This is a genomic window from Serratia sp. MMO-28 (assembly GCF_037199905.1).
Lineage (GTDB): Bacteria > Pseudomonadota > Gammaproteobacteria > Enterobacterales > Enterobacteriaceae > Chania > Chania oryzae.
Genome location: NZ_JBBCVB010000003.1, coordinates 217866 through 239933 on the forward strand (window position 1 = coordinate 217866; position 22068 = coordinate 239933).

The 22068-nt window shown below is 53.7% G+C and carries 21 protein-coding genes; 9 read left to right on the forward strand and 12 right to left on the reverse strand.

The genetic code is table 11. The features are described from left to right. Positions 1-10: 10 nt before the first annotated feature. From maeB to WG891_RS04060, 4 genes are all read right to left on the reverse strand, one after another. Positions 11-2290, reverse strand: coding sequence for an NADP-dependent oxaloacetate-decarboxylating malate dehydrogenase (gene maeB, locus WG891_RS04045; RefSeq protein ID WP_337263482.1), 2280 nt, complete (start codon positions 2288-2290; stop codon positions 11-13). A 209-nt stretch (positions 2291-2499) separates the two neighbouring features. Continuing rightward, positions 2500-2901: a M15 family metallopeptidase gene (locus WG891_RS04050; RefSeq protein ID WP_337263481.1), complete on the reverse strand. Its 402-nt coding sequence runs from the start codon at positions 2899-2901 to the stop codon at positions 2500-2502. Further along, positions 2891-3217: a phage holin, lambda family gene (locus WG891_RS04055; RefSeq protein WP_156293021.1), complete on the reverse strand. Its 327-nt coding sequence runs from the start codon at positions 3215-3217 to the stop codon at positions 2891-2893. Before WG891_RS04055 ends, WG891_RS04050 begins: the two co-directional genes overlap by 11 nt. A gap of 355 nt (positions 3218-3572) precedes the next feature. Then, a complete protein-coding gene (locus tag WG891_RS04060) occupies positions 3573-4514 on the reverse strand; it encodes a LysR substrate-binding domain-containing protein (protein ID WP_337263479.1) in 942 nt (313 codons plus the stop codon). Between the two features lie 395 nt (positions 4515-4909). Between WG891_RS04060 and WG891_RS04065 the strand changes: the two genes are divergently transcribed. Next, complete coding sequence (locus tag WG891_RS04065; RefSeq protein ID WP_156293019.1) at positions 4910-5494, forward strand: lytic polysaccharide monooxygenase; 585 nt, start codon at positions 4910-4912, stop codon at positions 5492-5494. 59 nt (positions 5495-5553) lie between these two features. On the opposite strand, the gene WG891_RS04070 is transcribed toward WG891_RS04065, so the two are convergent. From WG891_RS04070 to WG891_RS04095, 6 genes are all read right to left on the reverse strand, one after another. Continuing rightward, complete coding sequence (locus tag WG891_RS04070) at positions 5554-6516, reverse strand: sugar-binding transcriptional regulator (RefSeq protein ID WP_156293018.1); 963 nt, start codon at positions 6514-6516, stop codon at positions 5554-5556. Between the two features lie 104 nt (positions 6517-6620). Next, on the reverse strand, positions 6621-7277 hold the full coding sequence (dhaL, locus tag WG891_RS04075; RefSeq protein WP_337263478.1) for a dihydroxyacetone kinase subunit DhaL: 657 nt from the start codon (positions 7275-7277) through the stop codon (positions 6621-6623). A 3-nt stretch (positions 7278-7280) separates the two neighbouring features. Further along, positions 7281-8282, reverse strand: coding sequence for a dihydroxyacetone kinase subunit DhaK (locus tag WG891_RS04080; RefSeq protein ID WP_337263477.1), 1002 nt, complete (start codon positions 8280-8282; stop codon positions 7281-7283). A gap of 25 nt (positions 8283-8307) precedes the next feature. Further along, positions 8308-9066 carry an SDR family oxidoreductase gene (locus tag WG891_RS04085; protein WP_337263476.1) on the reverse strand — a complete coding sequence of 253 codons (759 nt, stop codon included), beginning with the start codon at positions 9064-9066 and terminating at the stop codon, positions 8308-8310. 22 nt (positions 9067-9088) lie between these two features. Further along, positions 9089-10357, reverse strand: a complete 1269-nt coding sequence (locus tag WG891_RS04090) for an MFS transporter (protein ID WP_337263475.1) — start codon at positions 10355-10357, stop codon at positions 9089-9091. Between the two features lie 62 nt (positions 10358-10419). Continuing rightward, positions 10420-11532 (reverse strand): MDR/zinc-dependent alcohol dehydrogenase-like family protein, encoded by a 1113-nt coding sequence (locus tag WG891_RS04095; protein WP_337263474.1) that lies wholly within the window; start codon positions 11530-11532, stop codon positions 10420-10422. Positions 11533-11848: 316 nt separating this feature from the next. Between WG891_RS04095 and rpiB the strand changes: the two genes are divergently transcribed. Both rpiB and tal read left to right on the forward strand, forming a co-directional pair. Further along, the gene (rpiB, locus tag WG891_RS04100; RefSeq protein ID WP_076942871.1) at positions 11849-12307 is read left to right on the forward strand and encodes a ribose 5-phosphate isomerase B; all 459 of its coding nucleotides are present in this window, start codon (positions 11849-11851) and stop codon (positions 12305-12307) included. A gap of 130 nt (positions 12308-12437) precedes the next feature. Next, positions 12438-13388 (forward strand): transaldolase, encoded by a 951-nt coding sequence (gene tal, locus WG891_RS04105; protein WP_337263473.1) that lies wholly within the window; start codon positions 12438-12440, stop codon positions 13386-13388. Positions 13389-13395: 7 nt separating this feature from the next. Here tal and WG891_RS04110 read toward each other — a convergent pair whose 3' ends face one another. Beyond that, entirely contained in the window at positions 13396-15102 is a 1707-nt protein-coding gene (locus tag WG891_RS04110) for an SWIM zinc finger family protein (protein WP_337263472.1), read from the reverse strand. A 43-nt stretch (positions 15103-15145) separates the two neighbouring features. Next, on the reverse strand, positions 15146-15379 hold the full coding sequence (locus WG891_RS04115; RefSeq protein WP_337263471.1) for a hypothetical protein: 234 nt from the start codon (positions 15377-15379) through the stop codon (positions 15146-15148). Positions 15380-15584: 205 nt separating this feature from the next. Between WG891_RS04115 and WG891_RS04120 the strand changes: the two genes are divergently transcribed. From WG891_RS04120 to WG891_RS04145, 6 genes are all read left to right on the forward strand, one after another. Then, complete coding sequence (locus WG891_RS04120) at positions 15585-16268, forward strand: FadR/GntR family transcriptional regulator (RefSeq protein ID WP_337263470.1); 684 nt, start codon at positions 15585-15587, stop codon at positions 16266-16268. A 21-nt stretch (positions 16269-16289) separates the two neighbouring features. Then, on the forward strand, positions 16290-17894 hold the full coding sequence (locus tag WG891_RS04125; RefSeq protein ID WP_337263469.1) for an ABC transporter substrate-binding protein: 1605 nt from the start codon (positions 16290-16292) through the stop codon (positions 17892-17894). A gap of 90 nt (positions 17895-17984) precedes the next feature. Continuing rightward, positions 17985-19499: a carboxypeptidase M32 gene (locus WG891_RS04130; protein ID WP_337263468.1), complete on the forward strand. Its 1515-nt coding sequence runs from the start codon at positions 17985-17987 to the stop codon at positions 19497-19499. 27 nt (positions 19500-19526) lie between these two features. Continuing rightward, positions 19527-20228: a creatininase family protein gene (locus WG891_RS04135; RefSeq protein WP_337263467.1), complete on the forward strand. Its 702-nt coding sequence runs from the start codon at positions 19527-19529 to the stop codon at positions 20226-20228. Continuing rightward, positions 20225-21301, forward strand: coding sequence for a ketopantoate reductase family protein (locus WG891_RS04140; protein ID WP_337263466.1), 1077 nt, complete (start codon positions 20225-20227; stop codon positions 21299-21301). The genes WG891_RS04135 and WG891_RS04140 overlap by 4 nt, the downstream gene beginning before the upstream one ends. Positions 21302-21304: 3 nt before the next feature. Beyond that, positions 21305-22051 carry an SDR family NAD(P)-dependent oxidoreductase gene (locus tag WG891_RS04145; RefSeq protein ID WP_337263465.1) on the forward strand — a complete coding sequence of 249 codons (747 nt, stop codon included), beginning with the start codon at positions 21305-21307 and terminating at the stop codon, positions 22049-22051. The last annotated feature ends 17 nt before the right edge of the window (positions 22052-22068 follow it).

Here is a 22068-nt window from a genome sequence, read left to right on the forward strand (position 1 = left end):
TATCAAGGCGTTATAACGGCTCGGTCTGCGCTTCCACCACCGCCAACGCTACCATGTTGACGATGCGGCGCACGGATGCGATCGGCGTCAGAATGTGAACCGGTTTGGCAACGCCCATCAGCACCGGCCCTACGGTCACCCCTTCAGAGGAAGACACCCGCAGCAGGTTGTAGCTGATACGCGCCGCTTCCATATTCGGCATAATCAGCACGTTGGCAGAGCCTTTCAGCGGGCTGTCCGGCATCAGATCGTGACGGATGCTTTCCACCAGCGCCGCATCTCCGTGCATTTCACCGTCAATCTCCAGTTCCGGTGCCATCTGATTGACCAGTTCCAGCGTTTTACGCATCTTGCGTGCCGCCGGGCTGTCGGAAGAACCAAAGCTGGAATGGGACAGCAGCGCCACCTTAGGCTCGATGCCGAAACGACGCACGGTCTGTGCGGCCATCAGCGTGATTTCGGCCAGTTGCTCCGGCGTTGGATCATCGTTGACGTAGGTATCAGCGATAAAGGTATTGCCGCTCGGCAGCAGCAATGCGTTCATTGCCCCAGCGACGTGCGCTCCTTTGCGGAAGCCAAACACCTTCTCCACCACTTCATAATGCTCGTGGTAGCTGCCGATGGTGCCACAAATCATCGCATCGGCTTCACCACGGTGCAGCATGATGGCAGCAATCAGCGTCGGGTTGCCGATCACCGCACGGCGCGCCTGCTCCTGCGAAACGCCACGACGCTTCATGATCTGGTGATACTCGCCCCAGTATGCCTTAAAGCGCGGATCGGATTCGTTGTTCACCACTTCGAAATCCTTGCCCGGCGTCAGTTGCAAACCCAGATGCTTCAGGCGTTTTTCGATCACGCTCGGGCGGCCAACCAGGATAGGATACGCCAGCCCCTGCGATACCAGTTCTTGAGTAGCGTGCAGCACGCGCTCCTCTTCCCCTTCCGCCAGCACGACACGTTTCACCTCTTTCTTCGCCTGGGAGAAGATCGGCTTCATAAACAGGTTGGTTTTGTAAACAAACTCGGTCAGTTTTTCGACGTAGGCATCAAAGTCTTCGATCGGGCGCGTCGCCACGCCGGAGTCCATCGCTGCCTTAGCCACCGCCGGAGCGATTTTCACAATCAGACGCGGATCGAAAGGTTTTGGAATGATGTATTCCGGGCCGAAGGAGAGATCCTGGCCGCCATAGGCCGAAGCCACCACATCGCTCTGCTCAGCCAACGCCAGATCGGCGATCGCGTGCACACAGGCCAGCTTCATCTCTTCGTTGATCGTGGTCGCGCCCACGTCCAGCGCACCGCGGAAGATGAACGGGAAGCACAGCACGTTGTTAACCTGGTTCGGGTAGTCGGAACGGCCGGTACAGATAATCGCATCCGGGCGCACCGCTTTGGCCAGCGGCGGCAGGATTTCCGGTTCCGGGTTAGCCAACGCCATGATCAGCGGATCTCTGGCCATGGTTTTCACCATCTCTGGCGTCAACACGCCAGGGCCGGAACAGCCGAGGAACATATCGGCATTCGGAATGGCGTCCCCGAGCGTGCGCTGGCCGTTATCTTCGATCGCATAAGCCGCCTTGGTTTCTTCCATATGGGCGTCACGACCTTTGTAGATCACCCCTTTGGAATCACAGACGGTAATGTTCTGCTTGCGCAACCCCAGCGCCACCAGCAGGTTCAGGCAGGCGATCGACGCCGCCCCCGCGCCGGACACCACCAGCCGCACGTCGGAAATATTCTTTTTCACCACCCGCAGGCCGTTCAGCGCTGCGGCGGTGGTGATGATCGCGGTGCCGTGCTGATCGTCGTGGAACACCGGGATCTTCATGCGTTCACGCAGTTTTTTCTCAATGTAGAAACATTCTGGCGCTTTGATATCTTCCAGGTTAATCCCACCGAAAGTCGGCTCCAGCGCAGCAATGATGTCGATCAGTTTGTCAGGGTCATGCTCATCAACTTCGATATCGAACACGTCAATACCGGAAAACTTCTTAAACAGAACGCCTTTACCTTCCATCACCGGCTTACCCGCCAGCGCCCCGATATTGCCCAGGCCCAACACCGCCGTGCCGTTGGAAATTACCGCCACCAAATTACCACGCGCGGTATATTTGTAGGCGGCGAGCGGATCGGCCGCAATTTCCAGACAAGGCGCAGCCACGCCCGGCGAATAAGCCAAGGCCAGATCGCGCTGCGTTGCCAGCGGTTTAGTGGGTGATACCTGGATCTTCCCTGGGACAGGAAACTGATGGAAATCAAGAGCACTCTGTTTGAGCTGTTCGTCCATTATGGGTTCCTTTACTTGCTACTTTTTATGTTGAGGTAAGGCTTGCAAAACGTTTAGGCTCGACCAGTATAGTGAGAGAATCATCACAAACTTTGAAGCGTGCCATAACCTTGATTGAAACTAACAAATAAAAGTTAAAAAGGAATTATATCGGATAAAAAAACAGCACATTTTTACAACAACAACCTCAGTCAACTCCGCTTACTCCCTCATACTGGGTACTGATCAAACGACAGTTGAAAATGCGGCCCGTCTTTCAGCGTTTTCCACTCACCGCCCCATTCAACGTTGATGCCACACTCCTGTGCCGCCCGGCGTACCGCCACCGCGATTTGGGCATAGTAATCCCATTCCCAGGACACCACACCGGCAGGCAGCGCCACCACATCCACCGCGTGCCCGGTCAGGTGGCGGCTTTTCAGCGTCTGGCTTTTGCCCTCACGCAGCAGCTCGCGCTGGCGGCCCAAGGTACGCAAGCCTTCGGTAATGGAAAAGGGCACCAGCGAATAACGCAACGCCAGACGCATCACCCGCACCAGATCAGGATGCACGCCGGTTAACTTTTTTTCACTCTGAGTGGTGAATTGCAGCGCAGAAATTTCATTTATCATGTTTAAACCCCGTTTTTTTCCCAATAAATTTTTTAATTAAATCGCTGAGGTAATCTGCGCCAAGAAAACCAATTAATACGCTGGCAATATTGGCCCATTGCAATTCGAACCCCATCAGTGACAGCAGATCGCGCACCGTCAGGGCCAATAATGCACAGATGCCCGCATTTAATAGCCGCCGTCGCAGCCTCATATTTTGGTAAGCGCCTTTTAATAGCGCCATTGAACCGGCAAGAATGGCATTAACGATCGGTTGAATAAACTCAAAAAACCGCTGAATGATTAAGCCCACAGCGTCTGGCTCTAAGCTGGACATAGCTTCCCCCTGTTTTATTTTATAAGAAATCAACTACGACACCGAGATCATTAAGCGCTAACGAGAATCTAATGAAATAACCTATACTAAAGCAAACGAATTAAACCTGAAGATATCATCAAAATAACTCACGCGATTTATTTCAACTCAGCCGCTCAGATAAATAATTATACCGAGGGCAATATCTTTATCATACTATTTAGAGTGTTCGATATCCCACAGGGCAATAGTGCGCCCTCTCAAACCTCGCAGCATTAATCACCACGCAATAAAAAACCCCGTGGCTTGCAGCGACAGGGTTTTTTATTGTGCAGATCGTTTAATTTTCGCATTCCTTCGCTCATCTTGTTAGTGACTATGGATTACACCAAGGGTATCCCCCTTCACGGACCACCTCACGCCCCATCAGGCTGAAAACATCGGTTTTGCGGGTCAGCCGTTCGTGCCACCAGCTGAATCCATTACCTTTGCTGGCCGGATGCCATGCCAGCCAGATCATCTCATCCCCCTTTTGCGTATCCACCGGCACCGCCACCAGTTCCCCGCGGATTAACTCTTTTTCAACCAGCGACGGCGGCAGAAAGCCATGGCCAATGCCGCGTTTGAGCAACGTCAGCTTGCTTTCAACATCGCACACCACCAGTTGGCGTTGCCGTGGCAAGATGCCGGTACTGCGTTTGGGCAACTCATGGCTGCTGTCGGCAATCACCACCACAATGTCATTCAGCCGTTGATTCTTGCTGATGGCCTTTTTTTGTGCGGCAAACGGGTGCGAAGGTGACACGCAGAGCACAAACTCCAGCTTACCGAGCATCAGGGTTTTCGCCTGCACGCTATCCGGGATCTGCCCAATCGCCACGATCAAATCTGCCCGGTTGTTTTTCAACGCATCCCAGGTGCCATTCAGCGCCTCCCGTTGCACCGAGATGTTGGCATCCGGGCTGTGGTTGATATAGTCACGAATATCCTGAGCCATTGTTTCCATTGGGAAAAACTTATCCAACGCAATGCGGATATGGCTATCCATCTTGGGGATATTCTTCACCCGGCGTTCCAGATCACACACGGCATTTAATATCCATCCCCCCTCCTGTAACAGAAACTCACCTTCATCCGTCAGGGTTATCATTGGCCCATTACGGTGGAAAAGCTTCACGCACAGTTTGCTTTCAATACTCGAAACGCGGTAAGAAATTGCAGAGGGTGTTTTATGCAACGCCTCTGCCGCCATAGAAAAAGAACCGGTACTCTTAATGGTGCTGATTATTTTAATCGCATCCAGGGACAATCTAGTCATACATATTCCTCTTGGGCATAAATAAGAAAAATCGACACTAAATATCCCAATGTGTTGGTACGCAAAAGTCAAACAAGTGATACAAAAACCGCCAAGCCAAAGCAATATACGCCAATATTCTAAAGGTTACCTGAAAGACATTTCATGACACCTTTAAATAAAATTCATCATAGTGACAGAAAGACACAAATTAAAATCTAACTCAACCTAGAAACCCAAGGCGTTCATCATAATAACTTCCGTTGATAGCCAGCAAAACATTCCATCCTGAGTCAGTAACGGGAATGATAAAAATATAACAAGCCAGTCAATCTGTTTAATTTAATTCACAGCAGATTAACCACTGGTGAAAATAAAGCCAATCCATAAATTATCATTTATCAACAGGAGTTATTATGAACAAAACGCTAATGTCATTAGGCTTGTTAAGCGCCGCCCTCTTCGGCATTTCTCAGCAGGCCCATGCCCATGGCTACGTTGAATCCCCCGCTAGCCGTGCTTATCAGTGCAAACTGCAGCTCAATACCCAGTGCGGTAGCGTGCAATATGAACCGCAAAGCGTGGAAGGCTTGAAAGGTTTCCCGCAGAGCGGCCCAGCGGACGGCCATATAGCCAGTGCCGATAAGTCCACCTTCTTCGAGCTGGATCAGCAGTCACCCACGCGCTGGAATAAGCTCAACCTGAAAACCGGTGCCAACGCTTTTACCTGGAATCTGACCGCCCGCCACAGCACCGCCAGTTGGCGTTATTTCATTACCAAACAGGGTTGGGATGCCTCGCAGCCATTAACCCGCGCCTCTTTTGAGCTGACGCCGTTCTGTCAGTTCAATGACGGCGGTGCGATCCCGGCGGCCAAGGTGACTCACCAGTGCAATATACCTGCGGATCGCAGCGGTTCGCATGTGATCCTCGCAGTGTGGGATATAGCAGACACGGGGAACGCTTTTTATCAGGCGATTGATGTGAATCTGAGCAATTAAGCCGAGGCGTTGCAGCAACAGGGTTCAGCCTGCAACGGCTGAACCCTGTTATCGTTGGGTTACTGCGACATGTTAAGAATGGTACGGATATTGAGGGCGCTGGTGGCGATAATGTCGATCGCGCCGGTACGCAACGCGCCCAGGATCGCCAGCGCTTTGGTATTCTCCGAAGCAATGGCGATCACACAGGGGATCTTGCGCAATTCATCAATGCTCAGGCCAATGACGCGATCGTTCATCACCGTGTCCACGTGCTGCCCCTGCGCATTGAAAAAATCGTAACCGGCAATATCGCCGATCACCCCTTGATTCAGGCTGGCGTCAATAATCTCGTGCGGGGTGAACCAGCCCAGCTTGACCATATAGCTGTTCTCGTTCATATCGCCAATGCCCACCAGCGCCACGTCGGCCTTACGCGCCCGATCCAAGGTTTCCTTGATGGTGCCGTTCTGCATAAAAGCGTCTTTCAGCGCCCGATTTTCGACATAAGCCGGGGCATACAGCGTTTCGCTGCTGCCGCCAAATTTCTTCGCCAGGCGGCGGCTGATATGATCGGCGTTAATGGCATCGCCGGGGCGATGCGTGCCGCCAATGCCACAGATAAACTTGCAGTTTTTCTGCGCTACGCTGCCAATGTGATCGGCAATCGCCGCCACGTTACGCCCCTGCCCAACCGCCAGCACCGTATCATCTTTCAAAGACATCGCCAGGTAGCCAGAAACCAAAGCGGCCACCTGCCGCCGCTGTTCTTCTTCGTCCTGATAGTCGAGTGCGATCAGCGCGCGGCTGATGGGAAAACGTTCCAGCATCTGCTGTTCCAGCCGGGTGCTGAATACCGGATGGTAACGCACGGTGATCTCAACGATGCCTTCTTCTTTGGCCCGCTTGAGCAAGCGCCCAACTTTAATACGTGAGATACCGAATTTTTTGGCAATCTCTTCCTGAGTGATTTCGTCCTGATAATAGGCAACGGCAATTTCAGTCAGTAGTTCGTTATCCTGGGTCACTGTGTGTTTTTCCATCCGTTATACGTTTCCCCACGGTAGCATGAGCGGTTATCCCCTTGGTCAAACAGCAGTATATACCCAATGGATTTCCAGGTGCAGCCAGCCAAGGGGAACAGCCTTCACGCATTCACGGTATTTAAGCTTTGTGTCACCCGATCGGCCAATTGGCACAACAGCAGGCAGCAGGAAACCGCACCGGCATCGAGCACGCCGCGCGAACGCTCGCCCAACCGGCTGGCGCGGCCAATCTTCGCCACCAGATCGCGCGTGGAATCACGCCCCGCGATAGCCGCCTGCTGCATCTGTGCCAGGGCAGCGCTGAAGCTTTCGCCCTGCTGCACCGCCTGTTCAAAACGCGCGATCGCCGGGATCAGCGTATCCATCAGGCATTTGTCGCCCACGCCTGCGCTGCTGATGTCCTGCAGCTCACTCAGGCCGTGCTGCAACATCGCCAGGAAGGCCCGCTTATCCAGCACCGTTTTATCACGCACGCTGTCGGCCATGCCCATAAACAGGCTGCCATACAGCGGCCCCATTGAACCGCCAATGCCTTCCATCAGCGCGTCTGAAACCGCATCAAACGCCTGTGCCAGCGTCAGTGGCTGGCCCTTGATGGCTTCGCCGCACATGGCAAAGCCTTTCGCCATATTTATACCGTGATCGCCATCGCCAATTGCGCCGTCGATCTCACTGAGATACTCGCGATTGCTGACGATCACCCGTACCAAAGCGGCCACAATCTCATTGCCGTGCCGTGTTGAAATATGTTCTTCCATGGTTCACTCCACCTGGGTTAAGCCTAATGAATGAGCGGGCATGTCGACTAAGGTTTTCAGCTCATCGTCGAGCTTCATCAGCGTCAGCGTCACCCCCATCATTTCCAACGAGGTAAAATAGTTGCCGACATAACAGCGGTGCACTTTCACACCCTGCGCAGCCAGGCGCTTTTCGATCTCGGCATAATAGATGTACAGCTCCATCACCGGCGTTGCCCCCAGCCCGGAGACCAGCGCCACCACCTCCTGCCCCTTGGTGAGCGGCATATCGTTAAGCACAAAATCCAGCATCGTGCCAGCCATCGCCGAGGCGGACTGGATCGGCGAAACCTCAATCCCCGGCTCGCCGTGGTGGCCTATGCCGATCTCCATCTTGCCGTCTTCGATATGGAAATTCGGCTTGCCAACCGCCGGAATGGTGCACGAGCTGAGGCCGACACCGATCGAGCGGCAATTATCAATGGCCTTTTGCGCCGCGCCGATCACGCCGTCCAGATCGTAGCCTTGGGCCGCCGCTGCCGCGCCCACTTTCCACATCAGGATCTCACCGGCCACGCCACGGCGTTTTTCAATCTCGCTGGCGGGTGCCGACGCCACATCGTCGTTCGCCACCACAGTTTTCACCGTCATCCCCGCTGCCGTCGCCTTTTTGATCGCCATTTTGACGTTCATATTATCGCCAGCATAGTTGCCATACAGGCAGGCAACGCCTGCGCCGCTGTCGGCCGCCTTGAACGCGTCGAGAAACGCCCCGGCGGTTGGGGAGGAGAAAATCTCCCCGATCGCCACCGCATCCAGCATGTTTTTGCCGATGTACCCCAAAAACGCCGGTTCGTGGCCTGAGCCACCGCCGGTGACAATCCCTACCTTGCCTTTAATCGGTGCCGCCGGGTATTTGAGCACCCGCGCATTGTCAGTGGCGGAAAAATAGTTCGCATGAGCTTGCAGGTAGCCTTGGATGGCGTCTTCCACGACGCGATCGGGATCGTTAATGATTCTGTTCATCGTTGCCTCTTTATCTTTGTAGGGATTATTGAATGGTGTAACCGCCGTCAACCACCAGGTTGGCGCCGGTGATCATGTTGGCCGCATCGCTGGCCAAAAACAGCGCGCTGGCGGCAATGTCCTGCGGTTCGGCAAAGCGCCGTAGTGGGATCTTCTGCTTCATCTGTTCGGCCACGTCGCCCGACCAGGCTTTGCGCCCCAGCTCGGTTAACACCACGGTGGGGGAGATGGCGTTGACCCGCACGTTGTGCGGCCCCCATTCCAGGGCTAATACCTGAGTTAAACCGATCACGCCGGCCTTGCTGGCACAGTACGCCAGATGATTGGGCAGCGCCACGACGCCGGCTTGCGAAGCCAAATTGATAATGCTGCCGCCCCCCTGACGGAGAAAATAGTGCCCCACCACCTGGCTGGCGAGAAACACGCCTTTAAGATTGACCGCCATGGTGCGATCCCAGGCTTCTTCCGGCAGTTCCTCTGCCGGATGCAGCGCCACAATGCCGGCGCTGTTGACCAACACATCCAAGCGGCCAAAATGGGTCTTCGCCTGGGCAACGGCCTGCGTTAGCGCCGCTTTATCGGTTACGTCTGTCACTATCCCCAACGCCGATGCGGTATCCAACTGTTGGGCGATTTCCACTACCTGTGGCGTGCGATCCAGTAATACCACCTGCGCACCGTTTTGCAGATAACGTTCGGCGATGGCCAAGCCGATACCGGCCGCGCCCCCGGTAATTAAGGCCACTTTACCCTGCAGGGAAAATGCATTTTTTTCAGTCGACATCCATTGCTCCTTATTCCTGCGATCAGGATATGTTTGCCAGACGAGGGTTTCCCTCTTCAGCCGCCGCCGCGCTTTCTTTCGGTAACGAGACAAACTTCATCAGCACGCCAGCGAACAGATACAGACCGGTGAAAATCCAGATCACCCCGCCGCTGCCCAGGCTGCCAATAAACAAACCGACCACCGCCGGGCCAACGAAGGTGCTCAGCCCTGCGCCAAGATTGAGGACCGACATGGCAGCACCTTTATTCTCTGGCGCCAGCGACGGCATGATCGCCGAAAGAGGAACAAACGCCGCCAAACAGGCACCGAACAGGCCCGCAGCAATCACGGTCAGCAGATAATTCGCCCCCAGGAAATAGGGCACATAGTAGAACATCAGCGTAGTGAGCGCACAGCCGATGCAGCCAAACCACATGACGACGTTGCGCCAGCCCAGGCCGTCGCTGATCACACCAAAGATCAGATTGAAGATGATATTGACCGTCCACAGCGCTGCGTACATCTGCAGCCAGTCGGTACGGCTAAAGCCGATATCCATCATGTACATCGGCATAAACACCACAAAGCCATACGCGGCTGAGGTGTTGATGGTGCGCACAATGCCGCCCAAGCCGATTTTCGGGTTCTCAAAAGCGATGGTGATGCCTTTCAGCACGTAGCTCAGCGAGGCTTTTTCTCGGTTGCCCACTTCGGCATGGCCAGGCGTGCGGTTGAGCATCAACGCGATCATCGCCCCCAGCACCACAAAGATTAACGCGCTCCACAGGGTATGCAGTTCCCCCAGATACGGCAGCATGATGCTGGAATAGAGCACGCCCAACACGCTCAGACCACCGCTGTAGACAAACCAGAAGATCCCCACCGCCGATCCCAGCCTTTCCGGCGGCGCTTCATAGGCCACCCACACCAGAAAACCATAGGCAAACAGTGGGTAACCCAACCCGCGCAGGGCATAGGTCGGCACCATAATCGTCAGGTTATTGCTCGGTAACCCCCAGACCAAAAAGCACACCGAGCCGAGCAGGAACAGCAGCAGCCCGGCCATCATCACCCGGCGCGCGGTGAAAATTTCCGCCAGCACGCCAGAGAACCAGGCGGCGATCGCCGCAGCAAAACCGTAGACGCTGAACAACAGCGCCGATTCCTGAATGGTTAACCCTTTGCCGATCAGATAGGGCGAGAGCCAGCCTTGCTCCAGGCCTTCCCCCATCATAAACACCAGCACACCGGCATAACCGAGCAGTAATTTTGGTGAAAGACCAATGCGATGAATCAGTCCATTCCACATAGCACACCTCAGCACATTTAATAGAGAGGTGCAGGCTCCCCCGCACCGGAACGACGCAGGCATTACAGGTTCGGGTTGAGCACCACTTTGATGGAACCGACGCCGCGCTTCATCATCTCGAAACCTTCGGCAAACTGCTCAAGCGGCAGCGTTTGCGTGACCACGCCTTCGGTAGGCAGATCGCCATTGCGGATACCTTCAATCACCAGCGGGTAACAATAGGGCCCGAGGTGTGAACCCAGCACGTCCAGCTCTTTGCGATCGCTGATAATGCTCCAGTCGACGGTCACCGGGTCTTTGAACACCGAGAACTCAACAAAAGTGCCCAGCTTGCGGATCAGCATCAGGCCCTGCTCCACAGACTTCTGCGCGCCGGTGGCTTCAATGTAGATATCGCAACCATAGCCTTCGGTCATGCCTTTGACGATGGCCATCACATCATCACGCAGCGGGTTCAGCACCACGTCGGCACCAAACTTTTTCGCCAACGCCAGGCGCTCGTCCGACAGATCGAGCACCACCAGTTTGGCCGGGCCGGATTTTTTAATCGCCCCGATCATGCCCAGCCCGAGCGTGCCCGCACCGGCCAGCACCACCACGTCGCCCAGTTTGATATTGGCGCGCTGCACCGCGTGGAACGAACAGGCATAAGGTTCGATCAGGATGGCATCTTCGATCGGCATGTCGGCAGGCACGTGATAGTTGATGGCTTCTTTGGTGAACTTCATGTATTCCGCCATGCCGCCGTTGACGTTTTTCTGGAAACCGTACAGATCGTGCTTCTCACACATCCAATACTGGCCACGGTTACAGAAACGGCATTCCCAGCACGGCACAATCTGCTCGGAGATCACCCGGTCGCCCAGGTTAAAACCTTCAACCCCTTCGCCATAGCCCACCACGTGGCCGATAAATTCGTGGCCGGGGATCATCGGCGCTTTGATGTAAGCCGGTTGTTTTTCATCGCCCCAGAAGCTGGCGGCACCTTCAAAGGCTTTAACGTCACCGGCACAGATCCCGCAGGCTTCTACCTTCACCAGGATCTCTTTCGGGCCAATTTTCGGTACTGCCACTGTCTCCAGGCGGTAATCGTGCGGGGCATAAGCCACTACCGCTTTCATGGTTTCAGGAATTCCTTCGGCCATTTTTGCCGGTGTTACGCAGTTTTGACACATAGTTCTCTCCTCGGGTAGGGTTCACCACAATGATCATTAATACACACAAAGAACATATGAACACTACTCATTATGCACAGACTTGCCCACCACCAACTTTTCAAACTGTGATAGCGCTCAAAAAGCCTCCATGCAATTATAAAAAGCGACATTTATACCTACTTATGAGTATTTCATTCACTATTCGGTGCTTATAGACAAGGTTTAGATAAAAACAAAAGAACAATAGTTGAACATTTGAAAATCTCTGGTTATGGTAACACCATGACGCGCCACCGGGATCGTCACCCCTCTCGTTATCAACCTGGAGATCTTTATGTTGCCTATTGCTATCGGCGCCGATGATGCCGCCATTGAACTGAAGAATGTGCTTGTTGCCTACCTGCAGCAGCATGACATCCCCGTTACTGATTACGCGCCAGAAAACAATGGGTTACCGGCAAGCTACCCGGACATTGCCTTTGCGGTGGCGCAGGCGATCAAGGAAGGGAAACATCAACGCGGGATCCTGCTGTGCGGAACCGGTATTGGTATGAGCATTGTGGCCAACAAAGTACCGGGGATCCGCGCAGCGCAGTGCCATGATACCTATTCCGCCCAACGCGCCCGTAAGAGCAACGATGCACAGATCATCACTCTGGGCGCACGCGTGATCGGGCCGGAATTGGCGAAGTCGATCGTCGAAGCTTGGCTGGCCTCAGAGTTTGAAGGTGGAGGATCGGCCCCTAAAGTGGCGAAAATTGGTTATTACGAACAGGTGATCGGCCAGCGCTAACCCCTACCGATTGTTATTTCCCATCATAACAATCAGTAAAAGCGCATGTGAATCATCGGCTTTATGAGGCACTGTATTGGCCTATATGAAAAATATTCTCATTTACTCACATTGAGCAAGGAGCTTATAGATGAACCAGTTAGACGCACTCAAGCAGTTGACCGTTGTGGTTGCCGACAGCGGCGATATCGAGTCGATCCGCCAGTTCGAACCACAGGATGCCACCACCAACCCTTCGCTGATCCTCAAAGCCGCCGCGTTGCCGCAATACCGGCCGCTGATCGCCGAAGCGCTGAACTACGCCCGTCAGCAAGGGGGCAGTAAAGCCACACAGTTGATTAATGCCAGCGATAAACTGGCGGTTAATATCGGCGTAGAAATCCTGAAAAGCGTGCCAGGCCGGATCTCTACCGAAGTGGATGCCCGCCTGTCGTTCGATCGCGGTATGTGCGTGGCCAAAGCGCGCAAACTGATTGGGCTGTATCAGGCGCAAGGGATCGCTAAATCACGCATTCTGATCAAGCTGGCCGCCACCTGGGAAGGCATCAAAGCGGCTGAAGAGCTGGAAAGAGAAGGGATCAATACCAACCTGACGCTGCTGTTCTCCTTTGCCCAGGCCCGCGCCTGCGCCGAGGCCGGCGTATTCCTGATCTCGCCGTTCGTAGGCCGCATCTACGACTGGTATCAGGCCAAACAGCCGACGGCTGATTACGTTGCCGAGCAGGATCCCGGTGTAAAATCGGTTCGCGCAATTTATGCCTACTACAAACAGCACCGCTACCAGACCGTGATTATGGGAGCCAGCTTCCGTAAAGTTGAGAAGGTTCTGGCGCTGGCGGGCTGCGATCGTTTAACCATTGCCCCTAATCTGCTGGAACAGTTAAAGCAGAGCAATCAACCCGTTGAACGCCAACTAACGCCATCGATCGAAGCTTTCACCCCACCGGCTCCGCTGGCCGAAGCCGAATTCCGCTGGCTGCACAATCAGGATGCGATGGCGGTTGAGAAACTGGCCGAAGGCATCCGGCTGTTCGCCGTTGATCAGCAAAAGCTGGAGGATATGCTGGCGGCTGAGCTGTAGTTCAGCCTTACAGGTAAGCGGCAAAATGCTTATTGAACAGGGCCAGCATGTTGCGCTTACGCCGATACTCCGTGGCTAACTGAGCCACGGAGTGCCCGAAATCATTCAGTGGATGCCGGTTTGCTTTGAGCCGCGCCTGAAGGCGCAGTAACAGCTTTATTGCTTGTTCATACGATGATGTATGGGTTTCTTCGATCAATCCTTTCACTGCCTGTCGATAAAGCACCAGCGCTTCGTCAGGTTCTGAAACAATCAATAGATCGGCCAGTTGCAATATTTGCGTTCGCGATCCATTCCCGGCTTTGACACAGACTTTAGCTTTTTCAAGCTGCTTTTGTTCGGTATAAAACTCCAGTAATTCATTCCCTAAACGTGGAGAACTGCACAATATCTGCTCGACTTTATTTAAAAGCTCTGGTTCAGGCTGCCCAAGTTCCTCATGCACAGCAAGTAAATACTGGAATTCACGATAGCTAGGACGGTGTTCAAAACTGCGCCAGGCGGCGTTCCATGCCTGCTTGTTTTCGCCAAGGGCTATTTTAACGCGTACCTCTTGGTGCCAACAGGCTATTTGATCGTGAGGTGTCGCAACTTTTTTCGCTTTCAGTAACCAGTCCTCTGCATCCAACTCTTCCTGATGCTCAAGGTAAAACTTACTGAGATCAAGGTAATCACGGCAACAATGGGCAAGCAACGACAGCAAACGCCCCTCTTTACGCCAATCACCGTTTTGCTGCGCAGCCGTCAATAACGGCCTAGCATAGCTTCGCATTCGGTAAACCACGTCAAACGGCTGATCGGCCATTTTAAGCTCGGCGGCCATCGCCTCGACGGCATCACTACAGAGTTTCAGCAAACAGTCTTGCACTTCAGCGCTGAGAACAAAATGTTCGTCAACCGTTGGGAATACGTCATATTCAGTTTGCCCCAAGTGTTCAAACAACCACTGTGCTTTCTTTGCCGCAGGCCAATCGAGCTTTTCGAATATGACCGGCATTTTTTCTAAAATCTGCCCTTCAATAGTAAATCGGTGACCACCAGAATCATCAATACGCTGTAGTACGTTATTCAGCCGTTTCAGCACGTGCTCCGTCAGTGCCCATTGTTCTACGACGGGTAATTTCTCCATCGCATTCCAAATGCTGTCCAACTGGGGTTCAGCATCTGAAAAATAGCCATAGACCTCATGCCAATCCCAGATCTCGCTGCTAGGCAATGCTTTAGTGACCATTTTCTTCAGTTGTGCCAGTGAAATCGATTCGGATGTCAATCTGGCATCGAGCAGCCATGCCTTCATTAAACTTTCATTACCGCGCAACGCTTGCAGTAATAATTCGATCAGTTCATCGGTCTTTTTTTGGCCAAAATAACGGCGCAGTAATTGCTCATCGCTTTCTTCCGTTGGCAAGCTATCAGGGTTTTCCAACAGTAACGCCACGGCGACGGCATGTTTGCAGACATCCATATAATCTGCGGCGGGGCAGGTACAGCTGCATTGCAGTTCAGGTTTTAGCGCGATCATGACCTGATAAGTGTAGCTACCCCGAACATCCGCAGTCACTAGTGACCCGCGGATGCACAGATTGCTGACACGGCCTTTCTCCATCAGTTGCGTACCTTTGGTAAAGGTTTCCCGCCCCGTTAACATTCTTAACTCAGTCATATCAATCAAGGGTGGCGCTGTGGTAGTGATGCCACTGATGTCTGATTTCATGCTTTTTTCCATAGTCATTATCTGTCGATAGCGACAGCAAAAATTATCCCGCTACCCAGTGAATCTGCGCATATTGCAGCAGCATAATGGTTTTGCCGTCTTTAGCCCGCCCCCGCATGTCGCAATAGCAAAACGCAGCCACGGCAGATTTGCAATAAAAAAGCTGCGGGTGGAACACAAGGATTGTTGAGAAATGACCAATGATTAATCTTTCCTCTATCTTGAAATATTCATTTTCTATAGTTTTTAATCGTGTTTTACCTGGCGGGTAAAGCATCCTCGCCTTCATTTAACCTATTTTTAACTAAAGAGGGTAAATAGGTTTCACCGCTAATACATTGAATAAAAACTAGAAAAAATCTCTCGAGTGGGAATAATCCTTTATATTGACAGTAATTGACAAAAACAAGCGGATCTCGCATTTTCTAAACGCTAACAAGTCAAACCTGTCTGACCTGTTAGCCCAATAAAAGGACCTCGTCGTGGCGACCAAAATGTCTGTGGTGCAACAAGCAACTCAAGAAATTGAAACGCGGATTAGCATGGGAGAATGGCAGGTGGGGCAACGCCTCCCCTCGCAGCATGAACTGGCCAAAATGCTCCAGCTCAGCCGTGCTTCATTGCGTGAAACACTCAGCCATCTTGAATCGCGGGGGTTGTTAAGTATCAAGCCTGGGAAAGGTGTGTATGTCACCGCACGCGCCCCCACAGAGCCGAAGCAATGGCGGTTTGAAAACTACTCGCTCGCCGAGGTGCTGGCTATGCGTCAGCAACTGGAAAGTTTTGCCGCCGCTCATGCGGCAGTGAACGCGGTTGCTGAAGATATCACGCTGCTGGAAACCTCAATCAATGAGGCGTACCAGGCGGCAAAACGGGGAGATCTGCTCATGGTCAAGCTGTGCGATCTGGATTTTCACGCACAGATCATTCGGATCGCGGGTAACCGGCTGCTGCAAGAGATTATCAAACTCATTCGCCAGCCCTATGAGCAGAGTAAAACGCCGCCGCACGGCAGTTTTGCAGACATGGAACCCACCCTCGAGGAGCACAAGCGGATCTTTTTAGCCATAAAAATGGGTGAACCTCATTTAGCACGGACCGCGATGGAGCAGCATCTGCAAAATGCCGCCCTGCGCGCCAATATCCATCTTAGTGGGCCAATTTAATTCATTTGCCAGGAGGCTATCATGATAAAAAAATTTACGTTGAGCATCGGTGCCAGCTTATTGTTGATGGCAGGGCTCGCCAGTGCCGCCGATCCGGTGAAAACACTCAAAGTCTGTACCGAAGCCAGCCCAGACGGCTTCGACTACTCCTTGTATCATGCTAACTCCACAGCAGATGCCTCATCAGAAGCCCTGTATAACCGCCTGGTCGACTTTAAACCGGGAACGACGGAACTCAGGCCGGCACTGGCAGAAAGCTGGGAGATCAGCCCAGATGGCAAAACCTATACTTTCCATCTGCGTAAAGACGTGCAGTTTCATACGATGCCCTGGTTCAAGCCGACGCGTAACATGAATGCCGACGACGTGGTGTATAGCCTGCAACGCCAGATTGACCCAAGTAACCCTTGGTATAAAACCGCGACGCAAGGCTGGTTTTATGCTCAGGCCATGGGGTTCAAGGAGCTGGTCAAGTCCGTTGAGCGCATGGATGACCATACCGTGCGCATTGAGTTAAATCGCCCGGAATCCCCTTTCCTGGCGGATTTGGCGATGGGCTTTACCTCAATTTTGTCTCGTGAATATGCCACGCAATTAGAGAAAGAGAATAAATTGCGCGATATGGACGTGAAGCCAGTGGGCACCGGCCCGTTTGTGTTTAAGCGTTACAGCAAAGATCAGATGGTGCGTTATGAGGCAAACCCTACCTATTTTCGTGGCAAGCCGAAGATCGACCAGTTAATTTTTAGCATTGCCCCCGATGCCTCCGTGCGTCTGCAACGGTTAAAAGCCGGTGAGTGTGATGTGATGCTCTACCCAAGCCCGCAAGATTGGCCAGCCATCGAAGCCAATGACAAATTGAATTTGATCAAAGGCAATGCGCTCACCAGTTCTTATTTGCAAGTGAATACCCAAAAGCCGCCGTTGGATAATAAATTAGTCCGCCAGGCATTAGCGCTGGCCGTTGATCGTCCTAATTTAATTAAGGTGGTCACCGCCAATGCGGCTTCTCCTATGACCAACCCTTATCCGCCGTCACAGTGGAGCTATAACAGCGATATTAAGCCGCTGGAATTAAATATCGATAAAGCGAAAAAACTGCTGGCGGAAGCTGGGCACCCTAACGGATTCGACATGGAGATCTGGGTGCGCCCGGGCACCAGTGGTTCTAACCCGAACCCTAAATTAACCGCAGAGATGCTTCAGGCCGATTTCAAGAAGATCGGGGTCAACGTGAATGTCAAAACCATCGAATGGGGTGAATTGCTGCGCAGAGCACGTGATGGCGAGCACACCTCAGTAGTATTGGGTTGGGCATCTGATAATGGCGATCCGGATAACTTCCTGTCCAACAACCTTTCCTGTTCTGGCATGGAAGATGGCAGCAACTTCTCGCGCTGGTGTGATAAACCCTTCGATCAATTACTGAAAGATGCCCGCGCAGAATCGGATGTCGCTAAGCGTACTGCAATGTATAAGCAGGCCCAGGTGATATTCCAGGAAAACCTGCCGTGGATCCCTTTATTCCACCCGCTGAATGCGTTAGCGACCAGTAAAAATGTTTCTGGCGTTGTTGCCAGCCCATTAACGCTGAATAGCTATGCGGATGCCGATATTAATAAATAATCTGCAATAACCTCAGCCGCAATATTACCCCAATACTCTTCCCGTTATGCCAATAGCGGGAATGAGAGTGGGTGCATATAAGGATGTATCATGACCGCGACGCCATTAAAGGCGCAGATCGCCCGTCTCAGCGATCTGCTCAATGTGATTAATTTATTAAATTGGGATGCCAGCACCGGCATGCCAAACGGTGCCAGCCTTCAGCGTGGGCAACAGATTGCCACCTTGAGCAGCCTGGCACAGAGCATGATCCTGTCTCCCGAATTAGCCAGCGCGTTGGCCGATGAAGCAGCATTACCGAATTTAACCCTGCATCAGCAACGTTCTCATCAGGCATTACAACAGGCGATTGCCCACTATAAAAAGGTCCCTGCCAGCCTGGTGGTGGAACAGGCACAATTAGTGGCCGTGGCCGAAGTGGCGTGGCGCCAAGCGCGTGAACAGAATAACTTCAGCCTGTTCCAACCCTATTTAGAAAAGATTGTGGCTTTAAAACGCCGGTTTGCCGAGGTGGTGGGTTACGAAAATCACCCTTATGAGGCCCTGACCCATGAATATGAGCCAGGTTTAACCGTCCCAGCGTTAAAGGCCCTGTTTGCCCAGCTACAGGCGCGGTTATTGCCGTTGGTAAAACGCGTTCACGCCGCACCTAAGCCTGATAACACCTTCCTGCATCGTCATTTTCCGGTCGATCAGCAGCGGGCGCTGTCCACCAAGCTGGCCGGGAAGATTGGCTATGATTTTCAACGTGGCCGTTTAGATACCACCACGCACCCTTTTGAAATCTCTATCACCCGCGAAGACGTGCGCATCACGACCCGGTTTAATCCGCAGTTTCTCAATGCCGGGCTGTTTGGCACCCTGCATGAGGCCGGGCATGCCATTTATGAGCAGAATGTCGCCCCAGAACTCAGCGGCACCGCGCTCACGCTGGATCTGTTCGGGCTGTATGCGGTCGCTGGCACCAGCTACGGGGTGCACGAGTCGCAGTCGCGCCTGTGGGAAAACCGCGTGGGCCGCTCTCTGCCGTTTTGGCATAACCACTATGCCGAGTTACAGGCCACCTTCCCCGGCGTGCTGGACGATGTGTCTGTCGAGCAGTTCCACCGGGCGATCAACCGCTCAGAGCCTAGCCTGATCCGCGTCGAAGCCGATGAACTGACCTACGATTTCCACGTGATGCTGCGGGTTGAAATCGAAATGGGCCTGATTGAAGGCAGCCTGAAAGTCAGTGATTTACCGGCGTTTTGGGCTGAAAAAATCCAGGCCTATCTCGGCGTTAAGCCCACTACCGATACGCTTGGGGTGCTGCAGGACATCCACTGGTCAAAAGGCATGATCGGTTCATTCCCCACTTACACCCTCGGCAACGTCATGGGCTCACAATTTATGGCCGCCGCCCTGCAACAGCAGCCGTCATTAGCCACGGCGTTAGAACAGGGGAACTACCTGCCACTGAAAGGCTGGCTGACAGAAAACATTCTGCAGCATGGCCGCACTTATTTACCCCATGAGCTATTACAGCGCACCACCGGTAAAGGGCTGGATGCCACCCCTTATCTTGATTATCTGGAACAGAAATTCACCGCGCTTTATCAACTGTAAACGACGCGGCTAACCGAGGGAGAAATCATGAAAATTGCAGATATGAACTGGATGCAGCTCGAATCCTACCTGCAGCAGGACGATCGCGTCGTGGTGCCATTAGGCAGCGTTGAGCAGCATGCTTATTTGAGCCTGGCCGTTGATATGATCCTGGCAGAGAAAGTGGCGGTAGATGCGGCCGAACCTTTGGGTATTCCGGTCTATCCGGCGATCCCTTTTGGCGTAACGCCCTATTTCGCCGCTTTTCCCGGCACGGTCTCTTTGCGCGTAGAAACCTATGTGCGGGTGATCCACGATCTTTTAGACAGCCTCGCCCGTTCCGGTTTCAAACGCATTGTGCTGGTGAACGGCCATGGCGGCAATCAACCGGCCGCCAGCGCCGCCACAGAATGGATGCTGAGTAATCCAGGCGTTAAGGTGCGCTTCTACAACTGGTGGAATGCGCCGTATACCCTGGCCAACGTGCGCTCGGTGGATCCCACCTCTTCCCACGCCAGTTGGATGGAAAATTTACCCTGGACGCGATTGGCTGACGCCCCCTGCCCAGACGCACGCAAAGCGCCGATTGATTATCAGCGCTTCCATGTGATGAACGCAGCACAGGCCAAAGAATACCTGGGCGACGGCAACTTTGGTGGCTGGTATCAGCGCCCTGCCGAGGTGGAAAATGCCATGTGGCAAGTGGCGGTGGAAGAGACTCGCGCCATTCTGCAGGAGCCTTGGGAATGAACCCGTCACCGATTTTAGTCTGGGGTGCAGGTGCCATGGGCGGCACCCTGGCTGCCTATTGGATCCGCGCCGGGCTCGATGTGCTGCTGGTGGACAACAACCCTGCCCATGTGGCGGCCATTAACCAACAGGGCTTACGCATCAGCGGGCCGATCGAGGAGTTTGTCGTCCCTGCCCGTGCGGTATTACCGGAGCAGCTTGGGTCGCCAAGCGCCGCAGGTAACGCCAGCCCGCAACAGTACCAGCGCATCTTTCTCTGCACCAAGGCACAGCATACAGAAGCCGCCTGCCGCAGCCTGGCTCCACACCTGGCCGAGCATGGTGAGGTGATCTCGGTGCAAAATGGTTTGAATGAGCTGATTATTGCCAGCATCGTCGGCGAATCACGCACCATTGGCTGCTTTATCAACTTTGGTGCCGACATTTTAGAACCGGGCCACATTCATTACGCCGGGCGTGGTGCCGTGGTGATCGGTGAACTGCAAGGCGCTTTAACCCCTCGCCTGGCCGATATTCTGCATTTGATGCAGCGATTTGAACCGAACGCGCTGCAAACGGAGCATATCTTCAGCTATTTATGGGGCAAGTTGGGTTATGGCGCGCTGCTGTTCGGCACTGCACTGACCAACGCGTCAATTGTCGATGTGCTGGCGCATCCTGATTACCGCAACGTCCTGATCGCTATCGGCAAAGAGGTGTGTGCGGTGGCCGCTGCGGCCAACATTCCGCTGGAAGGCTTCAATGGTTTTCATCCCCCCGCCTTCAGCGCCCAGGCCACCACAGAGCAAAGCCATGCCTCGATGGATGCGATGGTGGCATTCAACCAGCGCTCGGCCAAAACCCATAGCGGCATTTGGCGTGATCTCGCCATTCATAAGCGTAAAACCGAGGTGGATCAGCAACTCGGCGTGATTGTGCAGGAGGCGGAACGCTTAGGCATTGCCACACCCCTGTTGCAAGCGGTGATTAGCGGTATTCACCAGATCGAACAGGGCACGCCTTTATCCTGGGCCAACCTCGATCGGGTTGCCGCCCTGGTGCCGCCAGTCGCTCATTACGGGAGCAAGGAGTAACAGATGAAATTTGATTTTTCTGAACAGCAGATCATCGTCACCGGTGCCGCACAGGGTATTGGCCGCGCAATCGCCAAAGCCTTTGCAGCGCTGGGTGGCAAGGTGTGGATCTGCGACGTGGATGCAGACACGCTGGCTATCACCCAGCAAGAGTGTGGGCCGTTGGCACAGGCGCGCATCGTCGATGTCACCGATCAGGCGCAGGTGCAGGCCTTTGTCAGTGAGGTTGGCAAGGTGGACGTGCTGGTGAACTGTGCCGGCGGGGTGCGCGGGCAAGAGGGCCATCCGCTCGAAACCATTACCCCGCAGCAGTGGCACGCCCTGTTCCAGGTTAACGTGGACAGCACCTTCTGGTTCGCCCAGGCCGTCGCCCCGGCGATGAAAGCGGCTAACTATGGCCGCATTATCAATATCTCCAGCGGAGCCGGGCTAGGCATCAGCCTGACCGGGATACAGGCCTATGCTTCCGCGAAGGCGGCGCAGATTGGCCTGACCCGCCAGCTCGGCCATGAACTGGGCCCCTTCGGTATTACCGTTAACAGCGTTGCCCCCGGCTTTGTGCGCTCCAACCCCAGCAGCGAGCGCCAGTGGCAAAAATTTGGCGAAGCTAAACAGCAGACGATTTTGAGCCAAATCGCCATGCGCCGTTTAGGTAAAGCGGAAGATATCGCCCACGCCGTTCTGTTCTTTGCCTCCCCTTATGCGGGCTGGGTGTCGGGCCAGACACTCTCCGTTGATGGTGGCAAGTAACGCGTTCAGATTCACCC